This is a genomic window from Peribacillus asahii (genome assembly GCF_003570725.1).
GTDB classification, from domain to species: Bacteria; Bacillota; Bacilli; order Bacillales; family DSM-1321; genus Peribacillus; species Peribacillus asahii.
This window is the reverse complement of sequence record NZ_QWVS01000015.1, coordinates 65924-89209: the sequence shown is the minus strand read 5'-3', so window position 1 is coordinate 89209 and position 23286 is coordinate 65924. Positions and strand designations below refer to the sequence as shown.

General features: G+C 37.9%; 22 protein-coding genes and 1 other annotated feature. Of the genes, 21 read left to right on the top strand and 1 reads right to left on the bottom strand.

Annotated features, from left to right (window positions below):
* Window positions 1-33 precede the first annotated feature (33 nt).
* The 21 genes from mdh to D1953_RS08795 all read left to right on the top strand — a co-directional run bounded on the left by mdh (window position 34) and on the right by D1953_RS08795 (window position 21575).
* Window positions 34-966 (top strand): malate dehydrogenase, encoded by a 933-nt coding sequence (mdh, locus tag D1953_RS08895; RefSeq protein ID WP_119116826.1) that lies wholly within the window; start codon window positions 34-36, stop codon window positions 964-966.
* A 181-nt stretch (window positions 967-1147) separates the two neighbouring features.
* Window positions 1148-1870, top strand: a complete 723-nt coding sequence (locus tag D1953_RS08890) for a response regulator transcription factor (RefSeq protein WP_119116825.1) — start codon at window positions 1148-1150, stop codon at window positions 1868-1870.
* Complete coding sequence (gene pnpS / locus D1953_RS08885) at window positions 1867-3630, top strand: two-component system histidine kinase PnpS (protein ID WP_119116824.1); 1764 nt, start codon at window positions 1867-1869, stop codon at window positions 3628-3630. The genes D1953_RS08890 and pnpS overlap by 4 nt, the downstream gene beginning before the upstream one ends.
* A 228-nt stretch (window positions 3631-3858) precedes the next feature.
* Window positions 3859-4857, top strand: coding sequence for an FtsH protease activity modulator HflK (gene hflK, locus D1953_RS08880; protein ID WP_119116966.1), 999 nt, complete (start codon window positions 3859-3861; stop codon window positions 4855-4857).
* The gene (hflC, locus tag D1953_RS08875) at window positions 4857-5789 is read left to right on the top strand and encodes a protease modulator HflC (protein ID WP_119116823.1); all 933 of its coding nucleotides are present in this window, start codon (window positions 4857-4859) and stop codon (window positions 5787-5789) included. The genes hflK and hflC overlap by 1 nt, the downstream gene beginning before the upstream one ends.
* Window positions 5790-6175: 386 nt before the next feature.
* Complete coding sequence (polA, locus tag D1953_RS08870) at window positions 6176-8803, top strand: DNA polymerase I (protein ID WP_119116822.1); 2628 nt, start codon at window positions 6176-6178, stop codon at window positions 8801-8803.
* Between the two features lie 19 nt (window positions 8804-8822).
* Window positions 8823-9656 carry a DNA-formamidopyrimidine glycosylase gene (mutM, locus tag D1953_RS08865; RefSeq protein WP_119116821.1) on the top strand — a complete coding sequence of 278 codons (834 nt, stop codon included), beginning with the start codon at window positions 8823-8825 and terminating at the stop codon, window positions 9654-9656.
* A gap of 95 nt (window positions 9657-9751) precedes the next feature.
* Window positions 9752-10384 carry a sporulation membrane protein YtaF gene (gene ytaF / locus D1953_RS08860; RefSeq protein ID WP_119116820.1) on the top strand — a complete coding sequence of 211 codons (633 nt, stop codon included), beginning with the start codon at window positions 9752-9754 and terminating at the stop codon, window positions 10382-10384.
* Window positions 10385-10407: 23 nt separating this feature from the next.
* Entirely contained in the window at window positions 10408-11007 is a 600-nt protein-coding gene (coaE, locus tag D1953_RS08855) for a dephospho-CoA kinase (RefSeq protein WP_119116819.1), read from the top strand.
* Window positions 11008-11251: 244 nt separating this feature from the next.
* Window positions 11252-12283 (top strand): glyceraldehyde-3-phosphate dehydrogenase, encoded by a 1032-nt coding sequence (locus D1953_RS08850; protein WP_119116818.1) that lies wholly within the window; start codon window positions 11252-11254, stop codon window positions 12281-12283.
* Between the two features lie 228 nt (window positions 12284-12511).
* Entirely contained in the window at window positions 12512-12973 is a 462-nt protein-coding gene (gene nrdR / locus D1953_RS08845; RefSeq protein WP_119116817.1) for a transcriptional regulator NrdR, read from the top strand.
* A gap of 87 nt (window positions 12974-13060) precedes the next feature.
* Window positions 13061-14473, top strand: a complete 1413-nt coding sequence (locus D1953_RS08840; protein WP_119116816.1) for a replication initiation and membrane attachment family protein — start codon at window positions 13061-13063, stop codon at window positions 14471-14473.
* Window positions 14460-15398, top strand: a complete 939-nt coding sequence (gene dnaI, locus D1953_RS08835) for a primosomal protein DnaI (RefSeq protein WP_119116815.1) — start codon at window positions 14460-14462, stop codon at window positions 15396-15398. The genes D1953_RS08840 and dnaI overlap by 14 nt, the downstream gene beginning before the upstream one ends.
* Before the next feature lie 118 nt (window positions 15399-15516).
* Window positions 15517-16356 carry a sporulation protein YtxC gene (gene ytxC / locus D1953_RS08830; RefSeq protein ID WP_119116814.1) on the top strand — a complete coding sequence of 280 codons (840 nt, stop codon included), beginning with the start codon at window positions 15517-15519 and terminating at the stop codon, window positions 16354-16356.
* Between the two features lie 421 nt (window positions 16357-16777).
* On the top strand, window positions 16778-18709 hold the full coding sequence (gene thrS, locus D1953_RS08825; RefSeq protein ID WP_119116813.1) for a threonine--tRNA ligase: 1932 nt from the start codon (window positions 16778-16780) through the stop codon (window positions 18707-18709).
* 210 nt (window positions 18710-18919) lie between these two features.
* Window positions 18920-19105 (top strand): hypothetical protein, encoded by a 186-nt coding sequence (locus tag D1953_RS08820; protein ID WP_119116812.1) that lies wholly within the window; start codon window positions 18920-18922, stop codon window positions 19103-19105.
* Between the two features lie 132 nt (window positions 19106-19237).
* Window positions 19238-19372, top strand: a sequence feature (ribosomal protein L20 leader region).
* A 116-nt stretch (window positions 19373-19488) separates the two neighbouring features.
* Window positions 19489-19989, top strand: coding sequence for a translation initiation factor IF-3 (infC, locus tag D1953_RS08815; protein WP_119116811.1), 501 nt, complete (start codon window positions 19489-19491; stop codon window positions 19987-19989).
* Window positions 19990-20011: 22 nt separating this feature from the next.
* Complete coding sequence (rpmI, locus tag D1953_RS08810) at window positions 20012-20212, top strand: 50S ribosomal protein L35 (RefSeq protein ID WP_119116810.1); 201 nt, start codon at window positions 20012-20014, stop codon at window positions 20210-20212.
* A gap of 35 nt (window positions 20213-20247) precedes the next feature.
* Entirely contained in the window at window positions 20248-20607 is a 360-nt protein-coding gene (gene rplT, locus D1953_RS08805; RefSeq protein ID WP_119116809.1) for a 50S ribosomal protein L20, read from the top strand.
* Window positions 20608-20682: 75 nt separating this feature from the next.
* Complete coding sequence (locus tag D1953_RS08800) at window positions 20683-20934, top strand: DUF1294 domain-containing protein (RefSeq protein WP_425454265.1); 252 nt, start codon at window positions 20683-20685, stop codon at window positions 20932-20934.
* A 65-nt stretch (window positions 20935-20999) separates the two neighbouring features.
* Entirely contained in the window at window positions 21000-21575 is a 576-nt protein-coding gene (locus tag D1953_RS08795; protein WP_119116807.1) for a TVP38/TMEM64 family protein, read from the top strand.
* A 103-nt stretch (window positions 21576-21678) separates the two neighbouring features.
* On the opposite strand, the gene aspA is transcribed toward D1953_RS08795, so the two are convergent.
* The gene (gene aspA / locus D1953_RS08790) at window positions 21679-23103 is read right to left on the bottom strand and encodes an aspartate ammonia-lyase (protein WP_119116806.1); all 1425 of its coding nucleotides are present in this window, start codon (window positions 23101-23103) and stop codon (window positions 21679-21681) included.
* Between the last annotated feature and the right edge of the window lie 183 nt (window positions 23104-23286).

Genomic DNA, 23286 nt, shown 5'->3' with positions numbered 1-23286 from the left:
TTGTATTATTACATATTGAAGGAGGAGAAGAATATGTCGCGTAAAAAAATCTCAGTTATCGGTGGCGGATTTACTGGTGCTACAACTGCATTTTTATTAGCTCAAAAAGAACTTGGTGATGTTGTGCTAGTTGACATCCCACAAGCTGAAAACCCAACAAAAGGTAAAGCTCTTGATATGTTAGAAGCTAGCCCAGTTCAAGGTTTTGATGCTAAAATCACTGGTACTTCTAACTATGCGGATACTGTTGATTCTGACGTAGTTATCATCACTGCTGGTATCGCTCGTAAACCAGGTATGAGCCGTGACGATTTAGTCCAAACAAACCAAAAAGTGATGAAAGCTGTAACTCAAGAAATCGTCAAATATTCTCCAAATTCTACAATTATCGTATTAACAAACCCAGTTGATGCTATGACTTACACCGTATATAAAGAGTCTGGTTTCCCTAAAAATCGCGTAATCGGACAATCAGGTGTACTTGATACAGCTCGTTTCCGTACATTCGTAGCAGAAGAATTAAACCTATCTGTTAAAGATATTACTGGTTTCGTTCTTGGTGGACATGGAGATACGATGGTACCATTAACTCGTTATTCTTTCGCTGGCGGAATTCCATTAGAAAAATTAATCCCAGCTGACCGTTTAGAAGCAATCGTTGCTCGTACTCGTACCGGCGGTGGAGAAATTGTTGAACTTCTTGGAAACGGATCTGCATATTATGCACCAGCTGCGTCCCTAGTAGAAATGACTGAAGCTGTACTTAAAGATCAACGTCGTGTCCTTCCTTCGATTGCTTACCTCGAAGGTGAATACGGTTATGAAGGTATTTACCTGGGCGTACCAACAATCCTTGGTGCTGGTGGTATCGAACAAATCATCGAGCTTGATTTAACAGCTGATGAAAAAGCAGCACTTGATAAATCTGCTGAAGCAGTAAAAGCTGTAATGAGCGTATTAATATAAGTTTTTTATAATAGAGAAAAAAGGCAATGGCTCAGACTATTGCCTTTTTCTATGTTTAAAGAGAATCTAAACGTTTTGTGCTTTCGTTCTAGGTCATTTTCTTTCCTCTTCCATAATTAATATGTGTATAATAAAATGAGAATAAATGTCACAGGAATAGAATGGATTGCAGGAGGAGAAAATGGCTAAGAAAATTCTTGTTGTGGATGATGAAAAATCAATTGTTACTTTGCTTAAATATAATCTAGAGCAGGCGGGTTTCTACGTAATAACAGCTTCTGATGGAGAAGAAGGACTTCAAACAGTAGTCGAACAGAAACCGGATCTTGTTGTGTTAGATTTAATGCTTCCAAAATTGGATGGAATTGAAGTGTGTAAGCAACTTCGTCAGTTAAAAGTCAATGTTCCCATCCTAATGCTAACAGCTAAAGATGATGAATTTGATAAAGTGCTTGGACTAGAGCTCGGGGCAGATGATTATTTAACAAAGCCTTTTAGTCCGCGGGAAGTGGTGGCGCGTATTAAAGCGATTCTCCGACGTGCCCAGCAGCAAGCCCCAATTGCAGAACAAGGGGTACAGGAAGATCAGCAGCCATCGTTGATTATTGGTGAATTAAAAGTTTATCCAGATCGATACGAAGCCTTATTTAATGATGAGCTACTTGAATTGACACCGAAGGAATTTGAGTTGCTCGTATATTTATCAAGAAATAAAGGGAGAGTATTGACAAGAGATCAGTTATTAAGTGCTGTTTGGAATTACGATTTTGTGGGAGATTCGCGCATTGTAGATGTGCATATTAGTCATCTTCGTGAAAAAATCGAAAAGGATACGAGGAAGCCTTTATATATTAAAACAATTCGAGGACATGGATATAAATTAGAGGAGCCTAAACAGGAATAATGACGTATCGTAAAAAGCTTTTTTTTGCGTTAATTACCTTAATCATTGTTGTTTTAATTGCTCTGGGCATACTGTTAGGGAACTTATTTAAAAATTCTTATGTACAAGCATTTAATGAGCAAATTCAAAAGGAAACAACATTTATTGCTCATTATATTCAAGAACATGGCGGAATTCATTCTTTTTTAGATCAGAATAATACCGTCGATTTGAAACCGCTTATTGATTCAAATGTTACGATTTTGACCGAGGAGGGGGATGTGTTATACGATTCGAATGAAGAGAAAATTGAGCATCCGAATCGCCATGCCCAGGTACTGCAACAAATTGTAAAAGCGCAAGGACAAGAAGGTTATGAAGTGCCTGAAGGGAAAGTGGACTTTCATTATTATTGGCAAGTGATTAAGACAGATGATGAAATAGAAGGATATATCGTACATAGTAGTGAAATTTCCATCATTGAACAAATGAATAAACAAATGTGGCAAATATTAACGATTAGTTTAGGGGCCGCGCTTATCATTATTTTGATGCTTGGAAGTATGATTACGAAACGATATGCAAGACCGATTGAAGCAGCAACGATGACAGCTATTGAACTCGCTCAAGGAAATTATCGAGCACGAACGAGTGAGACTTATTCTGCAGAAACGAAAATGCTTATTACGTCTCTGAATATTTTGGCGAGAAATCTTGAAGAAGCACAGATTTCTAGGGAGATGCATCAAGATCGACTTGAAACGTTGATTGAAAACATTGGAAGCGGCGTTATTTTTATTGATAGTAAAAGCTATATTACGCTTATTAACCGTGAATATAAACGTTTATTTAAGGTAAATCCTATACACTTTATGTTTCGATCCTATTATGAAGTTATTGAATTTGAGGAAATTATTTCGATTATAGAAGAAATCTTTCGAACAGAACAAATTATTAAGCGTCAAATGAAGCTGCCCCTCGAATCAGAGTCGAGGCATTTTGAAGTGTACGGTGCTCCAATTATTGGTAACCACGATGAGTGGAACGGGATTTTGCTTATATTCCATGATATTACCGAATTGAAGCGATTAGAGCAAATTCGAAAGGATTTCGTAGCGAATGTATCACATGAGTTAAAAACGCCGATTACATCAATTAAAGGATTTTCTGAAACACTTCTTGATGGAGCTCTTCATGATGAGGAGACATTACGCAGCTTCTTAACCATTATTTTAGAAGAAAGTGACCGCCTGCAAGTGCTTATTCAGGAATTACTGAATCTTTCAAAAATGGAGCAGCAAGTATTTGTTTTGAATCGCCAAGATGTTGATTTAATTCAGATGTTAACAGACATTTCCATGATGTTATCAACAAGATTAGAAGAGAAGCAGCTAACATTAGACATTGTTGGTCCGAATCAAGCATTCATTGAAGGTGATCTGTCACGTATTAAACAAGTATTTATCAACTTAATGAGTAACGCTGTTAATTATACGTTAACGGGCGGAGCCATAATGGTTTGTGTGAAAGAAGAGGAAGATACAGTCATTGTTGAGATTCAAGATAATGGAATTGGTATTGAACCAAAAGAGCTTCCTCGAATTTTTGAACGCTTTTATCGAGTGGATAAAGCAAGAAGTCGAGATTCTGGAGGTACAGGTTTAGGGTTGGCTATTGTGAAGCATATACTAGAAGTGCATCATGGAAAAGTAAAGGTTGAAAGTACAGTTGGTGTTGGTACAACATTTACCGTGACGTTATATAAAAAACTGCATACATAGCAACATTTGAAGGGTGAAGACTACTAGGTCTTCATTTTTTTTATGGCTACGCTAAATAATGGAGGAGAGTGGATAAAACTACACCCTAAGTATTATCTTTTTGTAGAGTCCTATCTAATGATTGTTATTAAAAATTTGGATAAGATAGATTCATTTTTAATATTTTATGAAACTTTATCCATTTTTGGGCGTACATACAGTATAGAGAGAAAAAAGGGAGGGGTTACTATCGCTAGTTTAAAAAGAATATATACGATGACAGGGTTAGCGTTGCTGATTGTAATTCTTGGAATAGTAGGTATATCTACTTGGTATACAGTAGATGAATCTGATCAGGCTGTGATTTTAACATTTGGAAAAGTAGAACAGACTGTAGCCGAACCAGGGTTGCATTTTAAACTGCCATGGCCGATTCAATCGGTGGAAAAGCTTTCAAAGGAAACATTTAGTTTGCAATTTGGGTATAAGGAGGAAGGCGGAAAAATTTCTGAGTATCCAAATGAAACAAAGATGATTACAGGTGATGAAAATATCGTGCTGGCAGATCTTGTTGTTCAATGGAAAATTACTGATCCGCCGAAGTATTTATTCAATGCGAGCGACCCTGAAGAAATTTTGTATAATACGACTTCTGCTGCCTTACGAAGTATCATTGGAAGCACAAAAATTGATGATGCTTTAACATCAGGAAAAGCAGAGATTGAAGCTGACGTACGTGAATTATTATCGCAATTAATGGAAAAGTATGATGTGGGTATTTCTGTTTTAGCTGTGAAGCTTCAAGATGTAGAACTACCAAACGATGATGTTCGAAGTGCTTTTACCGCTGTAACGGATGCACGTGAAACGATGAATACGAAAATTAACGAAGCAAGCAAATACGAGAATAAACGTATGAATGAAGCGGAAGGGGAAAAAGCAGCAATCCTTTCAGCTGCAGAAGGAGATAAAACGAAACGAATAGAAACGGCACGTGGAGATGTTGCGGTTTTTGATAAGCTGTATGCTGAATATACAAGTAATAAGGAAATTACTCGTTCTCGTTTAATTCTTGAAACGTTGGAACAAGTGCTGCCGAATGCTGAAATTTATATTATGAATGATGATGGAAACACGATGAAATACTTACCACTACGTGCACTTGATTCTAAAGCTGCTGCGACAAAGGAACAGACAGAAGAAGAAACGAAAGAGCAAAAATCAACGAAGGAAGGGGGAGCAGAATAATGAGCCCAAAAATTGTTGATTTAGAAGGAAAGCGAAAAGATCATTTTCAGTGGCGCGGCTATGTGAAGACTGGTATCTTTTTTATTATATTGATTGTCCTGCTTCTGATTTTGCTAACGAATGTGTATATTGTAAAAGAAGGGGAATACAAAGTAGTACGCCAATTTGGGGAAGTCGTCCGGATTGATAAGAGTCCTGGCTTGAAATTTAAAATCCCATTTATTCAAAGTGTGACAACTTTACCAAAATATCAAATGAATTATGATGTATCTGAAGCTGAAATTAATACAAAAGATAAAAAACGGATGCTTATTGATAACTATGCAGTATGGCGAATTGATGATCCGAAGAAGATGATTACGAATGCTAGAACGTTTGAAAATGCGGAAGCAAGGATGGAAGAGTTTATTTATTCTGTTGTGCGTTCTGAGCTTGGTCAATTGAATTATGATGAAATTATTAATGATGAAAAATCTTCAAGGGGAAGTTTGAATGATCGAGTAACAGAAAAAGTGAATGAACTGCTTACTCAAGATAACTATGGGATTCTCGTGACAGATGTTCGTATAAAACGAACGGATTTACCTGCTGAAAATGAAGAGTCTGTGTTTAAGAGAATGATTTCTGAACGAGAATCGAAGGCTCAAGAATATTTATCAAAAGGTGATGCAAAGAAGAATCAAATTATTGCGGATACTGATCGCAAAGTGAAAGAGCTTTTATCAACAGCAGAAGCGGATGCAGAAGTGATTCGAGCGGAGGGAGAAGGAGAAGCTGCTAAGATTTACAATAAATCGTTCTCTAAAGACCCAGAGTTCTATCAATTATATAGAACGCTAGATTCCTATAAAGAAACAATTGGCGAACAGACCGTCATTGTGTTGCCATCTGACTCTCCTTATGCAAGATTGTTGATGGGGAATATGAAGTAAATTACAATAGCCGTCATTTTTCTTTCTCCTTCTTCTCGTGGTAGAATGGAGGAAGAAAATGAACGGTTTTTTTATTAAGGAAAAGGGGCGGAACTTCGCATGGGTGCGAGTTCTTCCCTTGATGTTGAGAAATACATAGTGCAGCTTAAGGCTTTCAAGAGTGAGTGCTGCGTTGGCGCCGTCTTTGAGTTTCATCTTTATTTTGCATGAAGATGTAGAGTGGAAACGGTGTTGATACTATGGGGGGGGCGGAACTCCGCATGGGTGTGGGTTCTTCCCTTGATGTTGAGAAATACATAGTGTAGTTTTAGGGCATTAATGAGTGGGGGCGTTCGAGCCGCCTTTGGGTTTTGCTTTTTAGTCCCTTGATATAGGAGGAATATTTTTTGAATAAAAAGTTAGTATTAATAGATGGAAATAGTATTGCGTACCGGGCTTTTTTTGCTCTTCCCCTTTTAAATAATGACAAAGGGGTATATACGAATGCTGTATACGGCTTTACGATGATGCTGAATCGTATTATTGAGGAAGAGAAGCCGACACATATGCTCGTTGCGTTTGATGCTGGAAAAACAACGTTTCGACATGCGACGTATCAAGAGTATAAAGGAGGCCGCCAAAAAACACCGAATGAATTGTCGGAGCAGTTTCCGTTTATTCGTGAGCTATTAGATTGTTTTGGAATTAAACGTTATGAGTTAGAGAATTATGAGGCGGATGATATTATTGGAACGCTCTCACAACAAGCAGAACAAGAAGGCTTCGAAGTGAAAGTGATTTCAGGAGATAAAGATTTAACACAATTAACGTCTGATAAGACAACTGTTTCGATTACGAAAAAAGGAATTACTGATATCGAAGAATATACGCCGGCGCATGTGCAGGAAAAATACGGGCTTGTGCCCATTCAAATTACTGATTTAAAGGGGCTTATGGGAGATGCTTCAGATAATATTCCCGGCATCCCTGGTGTAGGGGAGAAAACAGCATTAAAGTTGCTGCATCAATTTGAAACAGTGGAAAAGCTTGTTGAATCGGTGGAAGAAGTAAGCGGCCAAAAGCTGAAAGAAAAGATTAATGAGCATAGGGAGCTAGCGTTATTAAGTAAGAGGCTAGCAACGATTTTGCGTACTGCTCCTATTGAAGTAGCCTTAGATGAAACAGCTTATAATGGGATGGACCGCGATAAAGTAATCGCTTTTTATAAAGAGCTAGGTTTTCAAACTTTGCTTGATAAGCTTGATGAGGAAAATGGACAAGACATCGAACAAGAAGAGATTGACGTACAGATAGTAGATGAGATTACAGCGGATTTATTTGCTGATGAAAATGGCTTATATATTGAAATTTTAGAAGATAATTATCATCATGGAGACATCCTTGGAATTGCGTTAAGTAATGAGCACGGGCATTTTTATTTTAGAGGCGAAAGTGCACTTAGCTCAGCGGTTTTCAAACAATGGGCTGAGGATGAAACGAATTACAAAACGATATACGATGCGAAAAAAGCTATTGTGGCTCTCCGGCATCGCGGCATTGAATTAAAGGGAATTGACTTTGATGTATTTCTAGCTTCCTATATTTTAAATCCAGCAGAATCGGTTGAAGATGTTGCAGCGATCGTAAAAGTGCAGCAGCAACCACCTCTTGTGAGCGATGAGATGTTTTATGGAAAAGGGGCGAAGCGTGCCGTTCCCGAAGAAGCAAAACTAAGTGAACATCTCGCTCGTAAGGCGAAAGCTCTGTTAGCTTTAAAGGATGCGATGCTTATAAAATTAGAAGAGCATGAACAAGATCGTTTATTTATGGATTTAGAGTTACCGCTGTCTAATATTTTAGCTGATATGGAATGGCAAGGTGTAAAGGTCGATATTGAACGCTTGCAATCGATGGGGCAAGAATTGTCTGTACGTTTACGGGCAATCGAAGCGAAAATTTTTGATTTAGCGGGCGAAGCTTTTAATATTAATTCTCCAAAGCAACTTGGTATTATTTTATTTGAAAAGTTAGGCTTGCCTGTTATGAAAAAAACAAAAACAGGCTACTCAACGTCAGCAGAAGTGTTAGAAAAATTAGAGGATAAGCATGAGATTGTCAAGGAAATTCTCCATTATCGTCAACTTGGCAAGCTTCACTCAACTTATATCGAAGGCTTGCTTAAAGTAGTTAATCCGAAAACAGCGAAAGTACATACTCGTTTTAATCAAGCGCTAACACAAACCGGTCGATTAAGTTCTACTGATCCGAATCTCCAAAACATTCCGATTCGCTTAGAAGAAGGACGAAAAATTCGCCAAGCTTTCATTGCTTCCGAGCAAGATTGGTTGATTTTTGCGGCAGATTATTCACAAATTGAGCTCCGGGTACTAGCACATATTGCGAATGATTCGGGCTTAGTTGAAGCGTTTCAGGCGGGGATGGATATTCATACGAAAACGGCAATGGATGTGTTCCATGTATCAGCTGATGAAGTGACATCAAATATGCGTCGTCAAGCGAAGGCTGTAAATTTCGGTATTGTATATGGAATTAGTGATTACGGATTATCTCAAAATCTAGGGATTACTAGGAAAGAAGCGAGTGAGTTTATCGCAAAGTACTTTAAAAGTTTTCCTGGTGTTCAAGATTATATGGATGCGAGTATTCAGGAAGCACGTCAAAGGGGCTATAGCACGACATTGTTGCATAGACGACGCTATATTCCGGAAATTACGAGCAGTAATTTTAATATAAGAAGCTTTGCGGAGAGAACAGCAATGAATACACCAATTCAAGGGAGTGCCGCGGATATTATTAAGCTTGCGATGATTAACATGAGTGAGCGTTTAAAGCGAGAAGGTTTGAAAGCACGGATGCTGCTTCAAGTACATGATGAGCTGATTTTTGAAGCTCCACCAGAGGAAATTGACATATTGAAGCAAATTGTACCTGAAGAAATGGAAAATGCTATTTGCTTAAATGTACCGTTAAAAGTGGATTATAATTTTGGAGCCACGTGGTTCGATGCAAAATAAATGAAGATAGGTGAACATCATGCCAGAACTTCCAGAGGTAGAAACAGTCAGAAGAACGTTGGAACAATTAGTGTTAGGAAAAGAAATTCAAGAAGTATCCGTTTTATGGCCGAAGATTATTAAAAAACCAGAGCCGGTTGAACAATTTTGCGATGCACTTGTTGGACAAACGATTCATGGAATTGGACGTCGTGGAAAGTTTTTAATTTTTACATTAGATGATTATTCAATGGTCTCGCATTTACGAATGGAAGGGAAATATGGAGTGTATCCGAAACAGGAGCCATATGATAAACATACCCATGTCATTTTTTCCTTTACAGATGGAAGTGAGCTTAGGTATCGTGATGTTCGTAAATTTGGAACGATGCATTTATTTAAAAAAGGGGAAGAGTCTGAGCAAGAACCGCTTTTGAATCTAGGTCCAGAGCCGTTATTAGAAGATTTTACGGTCGAGTACCTACGCCAAGCATTACGAAAAACCAATCGAAAAATTAAACCCGTTTTGTTGGACCAACATATTGTTGTTGGTATTGGGAATATTTACGTCGATGAGTCGCTCTTCCGTTCTGGTATCCATCCTGAGCGAGTCGCTTCATCACTTACGGATGCCGAAATTACAAAGCTTCATCAAGAAATTATTGCGACATTATCGGAGGCTGTTGAAAAGGGTGGCAGTACGATTCGTTCTTATATCAATTCACAAGGACAAATCGGTATGTTTCAATTAGAGCTATTTGTTTATGGTCGAAAAGGAGAGAATTGCAAGAGATGTGGCGCACCGCTTGAGAAACTAGTTGTCGGTGGGCGTGGCACACATATTTGTCCATCGTGTCAGGTGCGTCCATCATAAAGAAGGAAAACGAGTCTACTTCGCTTTTCTTTACACATCGGATAGGCTCTTTCCATATACTGTTTTAGCAACAGAATTGGAGGGAGTCATCATCGATGTGGTTACAGCTTATTATTCTTTCTATCGCATTAAGTATTGATGGGTTCGGGGTCGGAGTCACATTAGGTATGCGCGGTGTGAAAATTCCATTTCGATCGATTATTGTTATTTCGATTTGTTCGGGTATTAGTCTCGGTGTAGCCATGCTGATTGGTGAGTTCATTAGTCAGCTTGTCTCTCCTAGTGCAGCTGAAAAAACAGGTGGCGCTATCTTAATTTTGCTAGGCATTTGGCTTGTTTATCAGTTTTTTAAAAAGGAAAAAGAAATAATAGAAAGTCATTCTAAAGAAAAGATTATTTTTAACTTTGAAATTAAATCGCTCGGTGTCGTAATTAATATTTTACAAAAACCGACAGATGCCGATTTTGATAAATCAGGTACGATTAATGGTGTCGAAGCTCTTGTTCTCGGTGTGGCTCTTTCATTAGATGCTTTTGGTGCGGGAATTGGTGCCGCTATGATTGGGGTTTCACCGCTAGTGCTTGCTTTTGCAATTGGAGTCATGAGCTCTATCTTTATTTGGAGTGGGCTTCAAAGCGGCAAATTACTATCAAAAAGCACGCTTGTGCAAAATTTATCTTTTCTTCCAGGGGCATTACTCATTATTATCGGAATCTTAAAATTATAGAATAAATTATAAAGGAGAAGGATATGGGTCGAGTTATTGGAATTACTGGGGGCATTGCAAGTGGTAAAAGCAGTGTAAGTACGTATATTAGAGAGTTAGGCTTTGTTGTCGTCGACGCCGATGTGGCAGCTCGTGAAGTAGTTGAGCCTAGTGAAGAAGCTTATCATGACATAGTTAAAGCGTTTGGTGAGGACATTTTGTTGCCAGACGGGGGAATTGATCGTGCCAAATTAGGTACGCTTATTTTTCATGATGAAGACAAAAGGCTGCGTTTAAATAGCATTGTCCATCCTGCTGTGAGGAAGAGAATGAAGGAGCAGACAGAAAAAGCTTTTCAAGATGGAGCGGAAACGGTCTTTATGGATATTCCTCTTTTATTCGAAAGCAAGCTGACGTATATGGTGGAAAAGTCTCTGCTCATTTATGTGGATGAAGAGGTACAGCTTCAAAGGTTAATGAAACGCAATGACTTATCGGAAAGTGAAGCACTCGCTCGCATTCATTCCCAGATGCCGTTAGTTGAGAAGAAAGCTTTGGCAGATGCTGTTGTTGATAATAATGGAGAACTAGAGGAAACGAAGCAGCAAGTACTTGCTATCCTAAAGCAGTGGGATATACGATAAAGTATAGTTTTTATTCGTAAGGAAGTGCTTTAATCTTTGTTGCGGGTTTGCTAAACTAATCAAATGGAGTAAAAAGTGAATGAATTTGATGAAAAAGAAGAAACTAACAATGTTTCTTCTTTTTTGATGAATAAATTTAATTTATTATAACATTTTTATAGCACTTTTTGACGTAAATATGTTATACTAATTGTATATGAGGTTATAAAAAGTATAACATTAATTTCGGGAGGGTCCAAACAAAATGAATGCAAGAGTAGCGATTAACGGATTTGGGAGAATTGGTAGAATGGTTTTCCGTAAAGCCATATTAGATGAAGGTTTGGACATTGTAGCAATCAATGCCAGTTATCCTGCTGAAACTTTAGCGCATTTACTTAGATATGATACTACACATGGCAAATTCGATGGAGAGATTGTAACAGAAGAAGATGCACTTGTTGTAAATGGACGTCGTGTTCAATTAATAAATAATCGTGATCCGAAGCAATTGCCTTGGAAAGAACTAAACATAGATATTGTAGTCGAAGCAACAGGAAAATTCAATCATCGTGATAAAGCAGCTGCACATCTAGATGCAGGAGCAAAACGAGTTATTTTATCAGCACCTGGTACGAATGAAGATATCACAATCGTTATGGGTGTAAATGAAGAACAATTAGACGTTGATAAACACTTTGTTATTTCAAATGCTTCTTGTACAACAAACTGTTTAGGCCCTGTAGCAAAAGTGTTAAATGAAAAATTTGGTATCGATAATGGTTTAATGACAACTGTTCACTCTTATACAAATGACCAAAATAATATCGATAACCCACATAAAGATTTAAGACGTGCTCGTGCTTGTGCAGGAAGCATCATTCCTACAACAACGGGCGCTGCGAAAGCGTTATCTTTAGTATTACCTGAATTAAAAGGAAAACTACATGGTATGGCGTTACGTGTTCCAACACCAAACGTTTCTTTAGTAGACCTTGTTGTGGACTTAAATCGTGACGTGACGGTAGATGAACTTAATGAAGCCTTTAAAGAAGCTTCTGAAAGCGAATTCAAAGGAATTATTGAATATACAACAGAACCGCTTGTATCGGTTGACTTTACAACAAATCCACACTCAGCTATTATCGATGGCTTGTCTACGATGGTTATTAGCGATCGAAAAGTGAAAGTACTTGCTTGGTATGATAACGAGTGGGGTTATTCAAACCGTGTCGTTGATCTTGTTAAATTAGTAGCAGCTAAATTAGAGGAAACTTCCCAAGTACATGCTGGGTAAGGCTTAAGCATGGAGTTTTATGGACCTACTGCAAAATTGCAGTAGGTTTTTTTATATTATTGGCGCTCAACCGTGTGATAAACAATATGGTGTACGAGAGTCTTTTTATTGAGACTCCTCGTTGATTTTGCTTGTACTCTCAGCTTCTTTTAGTTAAGATAATAATAAAAATGGAGTTCTCTCACTGTATATGATGTAGAGAGTAGTACATAAACGGAGCTGATAATAATGAGGTGCCCGTCATGTCAATACAATGGAACAAGAGTGCTCGATTCACGGCCTGTGGATGATAGCAAATCCATTAGAAGGCGTCGCGAATGTGAGTCTTGCGGTTTTCGATTTACGACATTTGAAAAAGTAGAGGAAATACCGTTAATTGTCGTTAAAAAAGAAGGTACACGAGAGGAATTCAGTCGTGACAAAATTCTTCGCGGCTTAATTAGGGCTTGTGAAAAGCGTCCAGTCCCATTAAAAGGCTTAGAGGAAATTACGAATTATGTTGAAAAAGAATTGCGTAATAATGGAATTTCTGAAGTGAAAAGCGATTATATCGGTGAAATGGTCATGGATAAGCTAGCGGATGTGGATGAGGTAGCTTACGTGCGATTTGCCTCCGTATACCGTCAATTCAAAGATATTAACGTTTTTATTGATGAATTGAAGGAACTATTAAATAAAGAACGAAAGTAGAGCTAAAGATAAACCTTTGGCTCTTTTTTCGCTCATCTTGTAAAATGTAATGAATACAAAGGAATTCTTTGAAAGGTTTGAATGAAGATGTCGATGCATTGGCAAGAACTGCTTCCCGCAGATCAATATAGGGTATCTTCAGCGGGAATGCTGCATAATTATGATCGGAATGTACTTACCCGCCTTTATCAGCCACTTATTGGTCCTATTTGTTTGAGCCTCTATATGAGCTTATGGAGTGAGCTTGAAGAGAATCGAATTTGGGCAGAGCCAACAACTCATTATTCACTTATGAATACGATGGGGCTAAACTTGCGTGACATTTATGAAGCTAGACTCCAGCTCGAAGGAATTGGATTGCTGAGTGTTTATAAGAAGAAAAACGGTGAAACAAAGGAGTTTGTGTACGAGTTACACCCACCGCTATCGCCGCAGCAATTTTTTACGGACGGCATGCTAAATATTTATTTGTTTAAAAAGATTGGGAAAGGTGCATATAACCGATTGAAGAAGTTCTTTTCGGATGATGTATTGCCTGTGCGAGAGTATGAGAATGTAACAAAAACTTTTGCTGAAGTTTTTGCTTCGGATCATTCTTTATATATAAGTGATGAGGCAGAAGGTGTGAAAGAGCCGTTGGTTCATCAACAGTTTATCGATCGACAAGAGGGCACTCTTCCGACAGGGTTTGAGCATCAATTTGATTTTGATTTATTAATGGCAGGTTTGAAATCATCGTTAGTGCCGAGAAAAGCACTAACGCCCCGTATTAAAACAACGATTGCCAAGCTTGCTTTTTTATATGACATTAATCCACTTGAAATGCAGAAGTTAGTGCTTGGAGCCATATCCATTGATGATGAGATTGATGAAGAGCACTTACGTAAATCAGCGCGTGATTGGTATCAAATTGAACGGCATGCTGATATGCCTTCGCTCGTTAGTCGTGTGCAGCCAGTCATTTATCGCACTCAAATGGATCCGCCGAGGAATCAAGAGGAGGAGCATATTCAGCGTTTAGAAACAGTCTCTCCATTGCAACGGCTTAAGCAATTGTCGAATGGTGCTGAAATTGTAGAAGCTGATTTAAAAATCGTTGAAGATATTATGCTCAACCAAAATTTAAATCCTGGTGTAGTGAATGTGTTAATTGAATACGTAATGTTGAAAGCAGAAAAGAAATTCACAAAGAATTATGTTGAAAAGATTGCTGGGCATTGGACGCGCATGAATGTTGTCACTGTTAAAGAAGCAATGGAGTTAGCGAGAAAAGAGCATCGTAAATATCAAGGTTGGGCAGATGGCAACAAATCAAGCGCAAAAGGCAGTCGTCAAAAAGCAACGCGTACGGAAATGGTTCCGGTCTGGTTAAATAAAACAGAAGAGAAGAAGACTGAACAAAAGAAAGCAGCAACCGTTTCTGATGAACAGAAAAAAGCAATATGGGAGCAAGTGAAAAAGTTAAATGTAGGAGGTGATCATGCTGATGCAAAAGATTAATTCAGCCTTAAATAAATTGACGAATGGTACAAAGTTTCAGCAGCGTTATGAAGCTTTAAAGCAAGAAGTGATGGAAGATGAACATATTCATGATTTTTTACATGAAAATCGATCCATTATTACAAAAGAAATGGTAGAAAAAAGTGTCGGGAAACTGTATGAATTTTCGACACAAAGCAAAAAATGTGATAAGTGTCCAAGTTTAGATGGTTGTGTGAATATGATGCAAGGATATTATCCAAAGCTTGTGATTCAAGGGAATGCTTTGGATCTTCATTATGAAGTCTGTCCACGGAAAGTAGTAGAAGATGACAAACGAAAACGCGAGAAGTTAATTCGCAGTCTATATGTACCGCGCGATATTCTTGCCGCTAATATTGCCGACTTTTTGCAAAATGATGTATCGGATGAACGATACGCGATAGTAGGCAAGGTAATGAGTTTTATCAATGATTATATCCCCGGTCAAAAGCAAAAAGCGCTCTATATTCACGGGAAATTTGGTGTTGGAAAAACCTATTTACTAGGAGCGATAGCTAATCAATTAGCCGAGAAACAAATATCATCGTTAATTGTATATTTTCCAGACTTTTTGCGCGAGCTTAAAGGTTCGATTGGGGATAATACAGTGAATGAAAAGATTGAAATGGTAAAGACGGCTCCTGTACTAATGATTGATGATATAGGAGCTGAATCAATGACGAGCTGGGGTCGAGATGAAGTGCTTGGGCCAATATTGCAATTTAGAATGCTTGAGAATTTGCCGACTTTCTTTACTTCGAATTTTAACTTTGATGAGTTAAAAAATCATTTAACTTTTTCTCAGCGAGGGGAGCGAGAAGAAGTGAAAGCGGCGCGAGTAATGGAACGTCTTCAATATTTAGCAGAACCGATTGAGTTAGAAGGTAAAAATCGAAGACTATGAGTGGTGACCTGACCTAGTTTCAGGTCACTTTTTCTATTTGATTGGCTATTCTACTTCTAAACAAGTCCTAACTTCCATATATATAAGCATAAAATGTGCGGGTTAGGGGGGACAAAGATTGGTTCTTATTTCATTTCAAAATAATAATGAGGCATTAAAACTATTACAGTTTGTCTCTGCCCATTCTCTAGGGGGAGAGCTGCAACAATATATGATATGTACGCCGGAACAAGGCTTAAAATTAGACTTGGAAGAACAGCCGATTGAAAAGTGGTTAGTGATGCTCACAGATGTTTTTCATAGCTTTCTAGTAGAAGAGAAGCTCCAATCAGTACTTGAACAGATTATCATTCAAAAGTTTCTGTATCGTGAGCGAGATGAAGTTGATGGGATTCTACAAATTGCGGCTTCAATTTTTGAAGGAGAGAGGAATGCGGCTAGAAAGCCTTTGTTTGAGGAAGAAAAGCAAATCATTAAGGATGGTTTACAAACGATCTTAACAAGGAAGTTGTCCTTTTCGTTTGATTCTTTTATAACCTTTCGTTTAAAGTCTTTTCATCAATCTTTAGAAAAATATGCGATGCTCGCAATTGATGAGTATAAGCTTGAGCAAGATTATCAGAGCTTTATTGCTACATTGCGGGATTTCCTGCATAAACGTACTCCCAAAATGCCCTATCTTCACCTCGTTTATCAAGACGCTTTTTATTTTTATGATGCTTCTTATCGAAAGCTTGAACGGCTTGAAATTAATGAGTTAGTCGATCGTCATTTGTTGGCGAATAGTTCGATTTATATTGAATCCGTGACGCTCGCTCCGCTTTTATCCATCGCTCCAGAGAGGCTTTATATTTATACGGATGATATGGAACAAGGGCTGATTCAAACAGTAAAGCGAATTTTCGAAGAACGTTCGGTTGTATTGCCGTTGAATGCTTTTTGTATGTATAATGATTAAGAAAAATCACTTGCATTTCCGAGTAGTACGGATTATAATTTCCTACATACTACTTCAATTAAGTTTTTAAAAGTTATGATGAGGACATGGGTATTCTAACCCCGATTTTTAGAGAGGGAGGCCTTGGCTGTAAGCTTCCTATTCGGCTAGAACACTTACCACCTTTGAACTTCGGCTCGGAAAGCTATTGTAGCGATTATGAGTTGACGGAAAGCTGCCGTTACCAAGCTTCGAGTGTCATTTTGTCTATTGGCAAAATGAAACGAGGGTGGAACCGCGGGTTATAATTTTGTTTACTAAGCTCGTCCCTGTTTTAGACAGGGGCGGGCTTTTTATATTGTCCAAATACCTTTCTGAAGGGAATAAGACAAATTGAGCACACTACTATAACGTAGTGAAAATGTAGAAGGAGTGAAACTGTATGTCTGAATTAGTAAAAATCTCTTTTCCTGATGGCGCAGTGAAGGAGTTTAATAAAGGCACAACAACAGAAGAGATTGCAGCATCTATTAGTCCTGGTTTAAAAAAGAAATCGATTGCTGGTAAATTTAATGGAGAATTATACGATTTAAAACGTCCTATCTTAGCGGATGGAACAATTGAAATTGTGACACAAGATACAATGGATGCCCTAGAAATTATGCGTCATAGTACAGCTCATTTAATGGCTCAAGCGATTAAACGTTTATATAAAAATGCAAAGTTTGGTGTTGGCCCAGTTATTGAAGGCGGTTTCTACTATGATATCGACCTTGAAGAATCATTAACACCAGAGGACTTACCATTAATTGAAAAAGAAATGAAAAAAATCGTTAACGAAAACCTAGAAATTAATCGTATTGAAGTAAGCCGTGACGAAGCAATTTCTCGTTTTACAGAAATTGGCGACAATTATAAATTAGAGTTAATTGACGCAATTCCAGCTGATCAACAAGTAACAATTTATGAACAAGGGGAGTTTTTCGACCTTTGTCGAGGGGTTCATGTTTCATCGACAGGAAAAATTAAAGAATTCAAGCTGTTAAGCATTGCTGGTGCCTACTGGAGAGGAGACAGCAAAAATAAAATGCTGCAACGTATTTATGGAACAGCTTTCTTTAAAAAAGAAGAGTTAGCCGAGCACTTACGCTTGCTTGAGGAAGCAAAAGAGCGCGATCATCGTAAAATCGGAAAAGAGTTAAACCTATTTATGAGTTCGCAAAAAGTAGGTCAAGGTCTTCCGTTATGGCTGCCAAAAGGAGCAACAATTCGCCGTACAATCGAGCGTTATATTGTCGATAAAGAACAACGTCTAGGTTATGATCACGTGTATACACCAGTTATGGGAAGTGTAGAGTTATACAAAACATCTGGTCACTGGGATCATTATCAAGATGGCATGTTCCCTGTGATGGAAATGGATAACGAACAACTTGTTCTTCGTCCAATGAACTGCCCGCACCATATGATGATTTTCAAAAATGGAATTCATAGTTATCGTCAGCTTCCAGTTCGTATTGCGGAGCTTGGTACAATGCACCGTTATGAAATGTCAGGCGCATTATCAGGCTTGCAGCGTGTGCGTGGAATGACATTAAATGATGCGCATATTTTCGTTCGTCCGGATCAAATTAAAGACGAATTTAAACGCGTAGTTAATTTAATTCTAGAAGTATATAAAGACTTCGATATTAAGGATTATTCATTCCGTCTTTCTTACCGCGACCCAGCAGATACTGAGAAATACTACGATGATGATGCAATGTGGGAAAAAGCACAAGGTATGTTAAAAGAAGCGATGGATGAGCTTGAGCTTGACTACTTTGAAGCTGACGGAGAAGCGGCATTCTACGGTCCAAAACTCGATGTTCAAGTTCGTACTGCACTTGGAAAAGATGAAACATTATCAACTGTTCAATTAGATTTCTTATTACCGGAACGCTTTGATTTAGGTTATGTTGGTGAAGATGGAAAACAACATCGTCCGGTCGTTATTCACCGTGGTGTAGTATCAACAATGGAACGTTTCGTAGCATTCTTAATTGAGGAATATAAAGGGGCATTCCCAACTTGGTTAGCACCAGTTCAAGCGCAAGTTATTCCAGTTTCACCTGCTGTTCATCTTGATTATGCAAAAGAAGTTCAAGAAAAATTACAAGCAGCTGGCCTTCGCGTTGATTTAGATACTCGTGATGAAAAAATCGGCTACAAAATTCGTGAAGCACAAATGCAAAAAATTCCTTATATGCTCGTTGTTGGAGATAATGAAGTGAAAGAAGGAAGCGTAAATGTTCGTAAATATGGCGAACAAAAATCTGAAACTATTTCATTTGAAGAATTTTCAGCGCTTATTCAAGCAGAAGTAAATCGTTAATGCAGGAGAAAGGCACAGCAGATGTGCCTTTCTTTTTTAGCTTTGTTAATGAATATTGTGGATTTATACAATTTTTGGACTGATAGTGTGAAACTTCCACCAGTGGGGCTTATTGTCCGTTAAGTGTGGGATAAATGACAAGATAATTGAAACAAGTCGTTTTATGCTCTAATATGAAGAGAGAATCTTTTTATAAATGGGGTTGTTACTATGCAAGAAGAGCAAAAAAAGAAATTTATCTTTTTGTTTGGACCGGCTTTTTTAGCTATCATTATCTTGTTAATACTTGATAATTATCGTCAATACGCGATTGTTCCAGTTTTGCTTTTTTGGATCCTCTTTTTTTCGTGGGATGCATTTGATAAAAGAAAAAAAGCGAAACAGGATTCAAAATAACTTTCAAAAAAATATGTATTGTCAAACGTAAGGAAATTTGATAAGATAATTTTTGTTGTGAATAACCATTTATTTATTTGACAAATCATCTGTGTTTATGATATATTCTCTAAGGTAAATTGAATACGAAATTGAGGAAAGAAGAGGCACCCGCTTCTCACCTGGTTGACGCATTATAGTAGTTAACAGGTCATGATTTGATTATTTGGAATTTCTAAATGAATCTATCTGTGTGGGTGCATTATGTACCCGCACTTTTTTATTGATTGAACATAAATGCAAGTGCAAATCATGTAAGCGAGTTGTGAGCGTTGCCGTTTTACCCCCTAACGTTCGTATTCGCTAAATAACCTTGGAGGTGGCTAACTATTAGTAAAGACGCGATGGTGAACGAAGGCATCCGTGCCCGCGAAGTTCGTCTTATTGACCAAAATGGAGAGCAACTTGGAATTAAAACGAAATTTGAAGCATTGGAAATTGCCGCTCGTGTGAATCTTGATCTAGTTTTAGTTGCTGCAAATGCAAAGCCTCCTGTAGCCCGTATTATGGACTACGGAAAACACCGCTTCGAGCAGCAAAAGAAAGAAAAAGAAGCGCGTAAAAATCAAAAAGTGATCAATTTGAAAGAGGTTCGTCTGAGCCCAACAATTGAAGAGCATGACTTTAACACGAAGCTTCGTAATGCTATCAAATTCCTTGAAAAAGGCGATAAAGTAAAAGCTTCTATTCGCTTTAAAGGACGTGCAATCACACATAAAGAAATCGGACAACGCGTATTAGATCGATTTTCTGAAGCGTGTAAAGAAGTGGCTACGATTGAAACACATCCAAAAATGGATGGACGCAGCATGTTCTTAGTACTAGCACCGAAAAACGAAAAGTAATTGTAATGAGGAGGAATACCTTATGCCTAAAATGAAAACTCACCGCGGATCTGCTAAACGTTTCAAAAAAACTGGATCCGGCAAACTTAAGCGTTCAAAAGCTTATACAAGCCATTTATTTGCTAACAAATCTACTAAAGCGAAACGTAAACTTCGCAAAGCAGGTCTTGTAAGCACTGGTGACTTCAAACGTATTCGTCATATGTTAGACAACATTAAATAAGTTCGATTTATCGAGTCAAATAGGAGGGAAATAACATGCCACGTGTAAAAGGCGGTACTGTTACTCGCAAACGTCGTAAAAAAGTTATAAAATTAGCTAAAGGTTACTATGGTTCTAAACATACTTTATATAAAGTAGCTAACCAACAAGTGATGAAGTCAGGAAACTATGCTTTCCGTGACCGTCGTCAGAAAAAACGTGATTTCCGTAAATTATGGATCACTCGTATCAATGCTGCAGCTCGCATCAACGGTCTTTCTTATAGCCGTTTAATGCACGGTTTAAAACTTGCTGGTATCGAAGTAAACCGCAAAATGCTTGCTGACCTTGCTATTGCTGATGCACAAGCATTCGCTCAATTAGCAGACGCTGCAAAAGCACAATTAAACAAATAATTTTTTATAAGTCATTCTCTGTAACAGAGAATGGCTTTTTTCATATTGTGAAAGGGGGAGAAGCTTTTGTTTATTATGGTGTACATGATCTTTATTAATATTCTTGCGTTTACAATAATGGGGATAGATAAGAAAAAAGCACGCAATGGGGAATATCGTATTAGTGAAAGAACGTTATGGACAGTAGCTGTCATCGGTGGAGGAACGGGCGCCTATCTTGGTATGAAGCAATTTCGTCATAAGACAAAGCATACTTCGTTTAAATGGGGGTTGCCTGTTTTAATGGTGATTCAGCTTGGCTTGCTTGTAACGTATGGAATAGATTGAGTCATACGCAGGCTATAACCTGTATATGCTTGTAAGAACAGCAGTGTGATAGACGGGGGGAGAACATGGATGAGAAACTGGCAATTGTCTTAAGTTATATTCAGTCCGGTAGTGTATTTATGCCTTTTATGTTTATTGCTTTTCATGTACTCCGGCAACTTCTATTCATCCCTGTTATTGTCGTGTGTATTTCAGGTGGTATTTTATTCGGCCCTGTTTTAGGTACAATATATTCTATTATTGGACTAACGTTGTCAAACCTTTGCTTTTATTTTATTATTGGAAAATTCCCGAAAACTAGAGATAAGCTGTTTCTTTTAAAAGATAAGCTGTTCGGTAATCACAAGCCGAACAGCTCTCAAATTGCTATACTAAGATTGCTTCCTTTTATTCATTATTATCTTCTCTCATTTTGTTTGATGGAATCGAATAAAGGCATTAAACATTACCTCTACGTATCGTTTTTAACGAACATTCCACTTGCTTTTGTCTACACAGTATTTGGCCATTCGATAGCTAATTTTAGCCCAACTTCTCTTATCATTATATTAGTGGCGATTATGTTTCTTTTATATTTAGTAAGAGACAGGCGAAATGTGGTCCCTTGGAGGGAGTTTTTTCGATATAGGGATAAAGGATGAAGATTTTGAGGTGAATAGGTAAGCTTCTCTGGGAATCCATGACGTACCTTTTTCAGGATAATAGTATAGAAAAAGGCTGCCTAAGTTAGGGCAGCCTGCTTGTTTATGTTCGATCAAAAAGAGAGTTTCCAGCAATGCCTGGTTTCGTCATTTCGAATGGATCTAAAATTAAGTCCAGTTCTTCCTCTGTTAGTACGTCATACTGCAGGCAAAGCTCTCGAATTGGTTTTCCTGTTAAAATCGCTTCACGTGCAATCCGTGATACGACCTCATAGCCTAGATGTGGATTAACTGCGGTAATAATACCAACGCTATTGTCTACATATTCTTTCATGCGCGTTTCATTTGCTTCAATAGCTGATAAACAGTGATCAGTAAAGGTTCTGAAACCATTATTCATAATACTAATTGATTGTAATAAATTGAATACGAGAACAGGTTCCATAACGTTTAATTCTAATTGTCCTGCTTCTGATGCAAGAGAAATTGTATGATCGTTTCCGATTACTTGAAACGCAATTTGGTTAATCACTTCGGCCATAACCGGATTCACTTTACCAGGCATGATGGAAGAACCAGGTTGACGTGCAGGTAAGCTAATTTCACCAAGTCCTGCGCGTGGACCGGATGCCATTAAACGTAAATCATTTGCTATTTTGGACATGTTCGTCATACAAATTTTTAGTGCTGCTGATACTTCTGTATAACAATCGGTGTTTTGCGTTCCATCAACGAGATGCTCGGCGTGAATAAGTGGTAATCCGCTAATATCAGCTAAATACTTCACAACATTTTCTATATAGCGAGGGTCTGCATTTAAACCTGTTCCGACAGCAGTTGCCCCCATATTTACTTCATATAAGTTCTCACGTGTTTGACTAATGCGCTTAATATCTCGTGCTATTACATGACTATATGCTTCAAATTCCTGTCCTAAACGAATCGGAACAGCATCTTGGAGATGGGTGCGCCCCATTTTAATGATATGATCAAACTCTTGTGCTTTTTTCTTAAATACGACATGCATATCATTCATTGTTTCTAGTAATTTATTTAATAGATTAAGTGTTGCAATATGAATGGCAGTAGGAAATGCATCATTTGTCGATTGTGACATATTTACATGGCTATTCGGACTTATTTTACCGTATTCACCTTTATTATTTCCCATTAGTTCTAGTGCACGGTTGGCAATCACTTCATTGGCATTCATATTTATTGAAGTACCAGCGCCGCCTTGAATAGGATCAACGATAAAGTATTCGTGCCATTTTCCAGATAGGATTTCATCTGCAACTTGAACAATTACATTACCGATGCCTTCGTAAAGGCGCTTTGTATCCATATTCGCCATCGCTGCCGCTTTTTTAACGATTGCTAGTGCGTGAATCAATTCTTCATGAATTTTATATCCCGTAATCGGAAAATTTTCAACTGCTCGCAGTGTTTGAATACCATAGTAAACATTTGCAGGAATTTCTTTTTCACCTAGAAAGTCTTTTTCGATTCGATATGTTGTTTTTAACATCGCGGTCCCTAACTTCCTTATATAATTTTTAGATCAATTTAATATCATTTATAGATTGATCTTCTCTATCATAAATGTTTTTGTAAGAATTTGCACTAGAAAAGTTTACAATTTTTATAGTTAAGAAGAGGACGGGGAAGACGTAACTTTGTCTTTGTCAGTGTTCTTTTAGCTCTCCTTTTT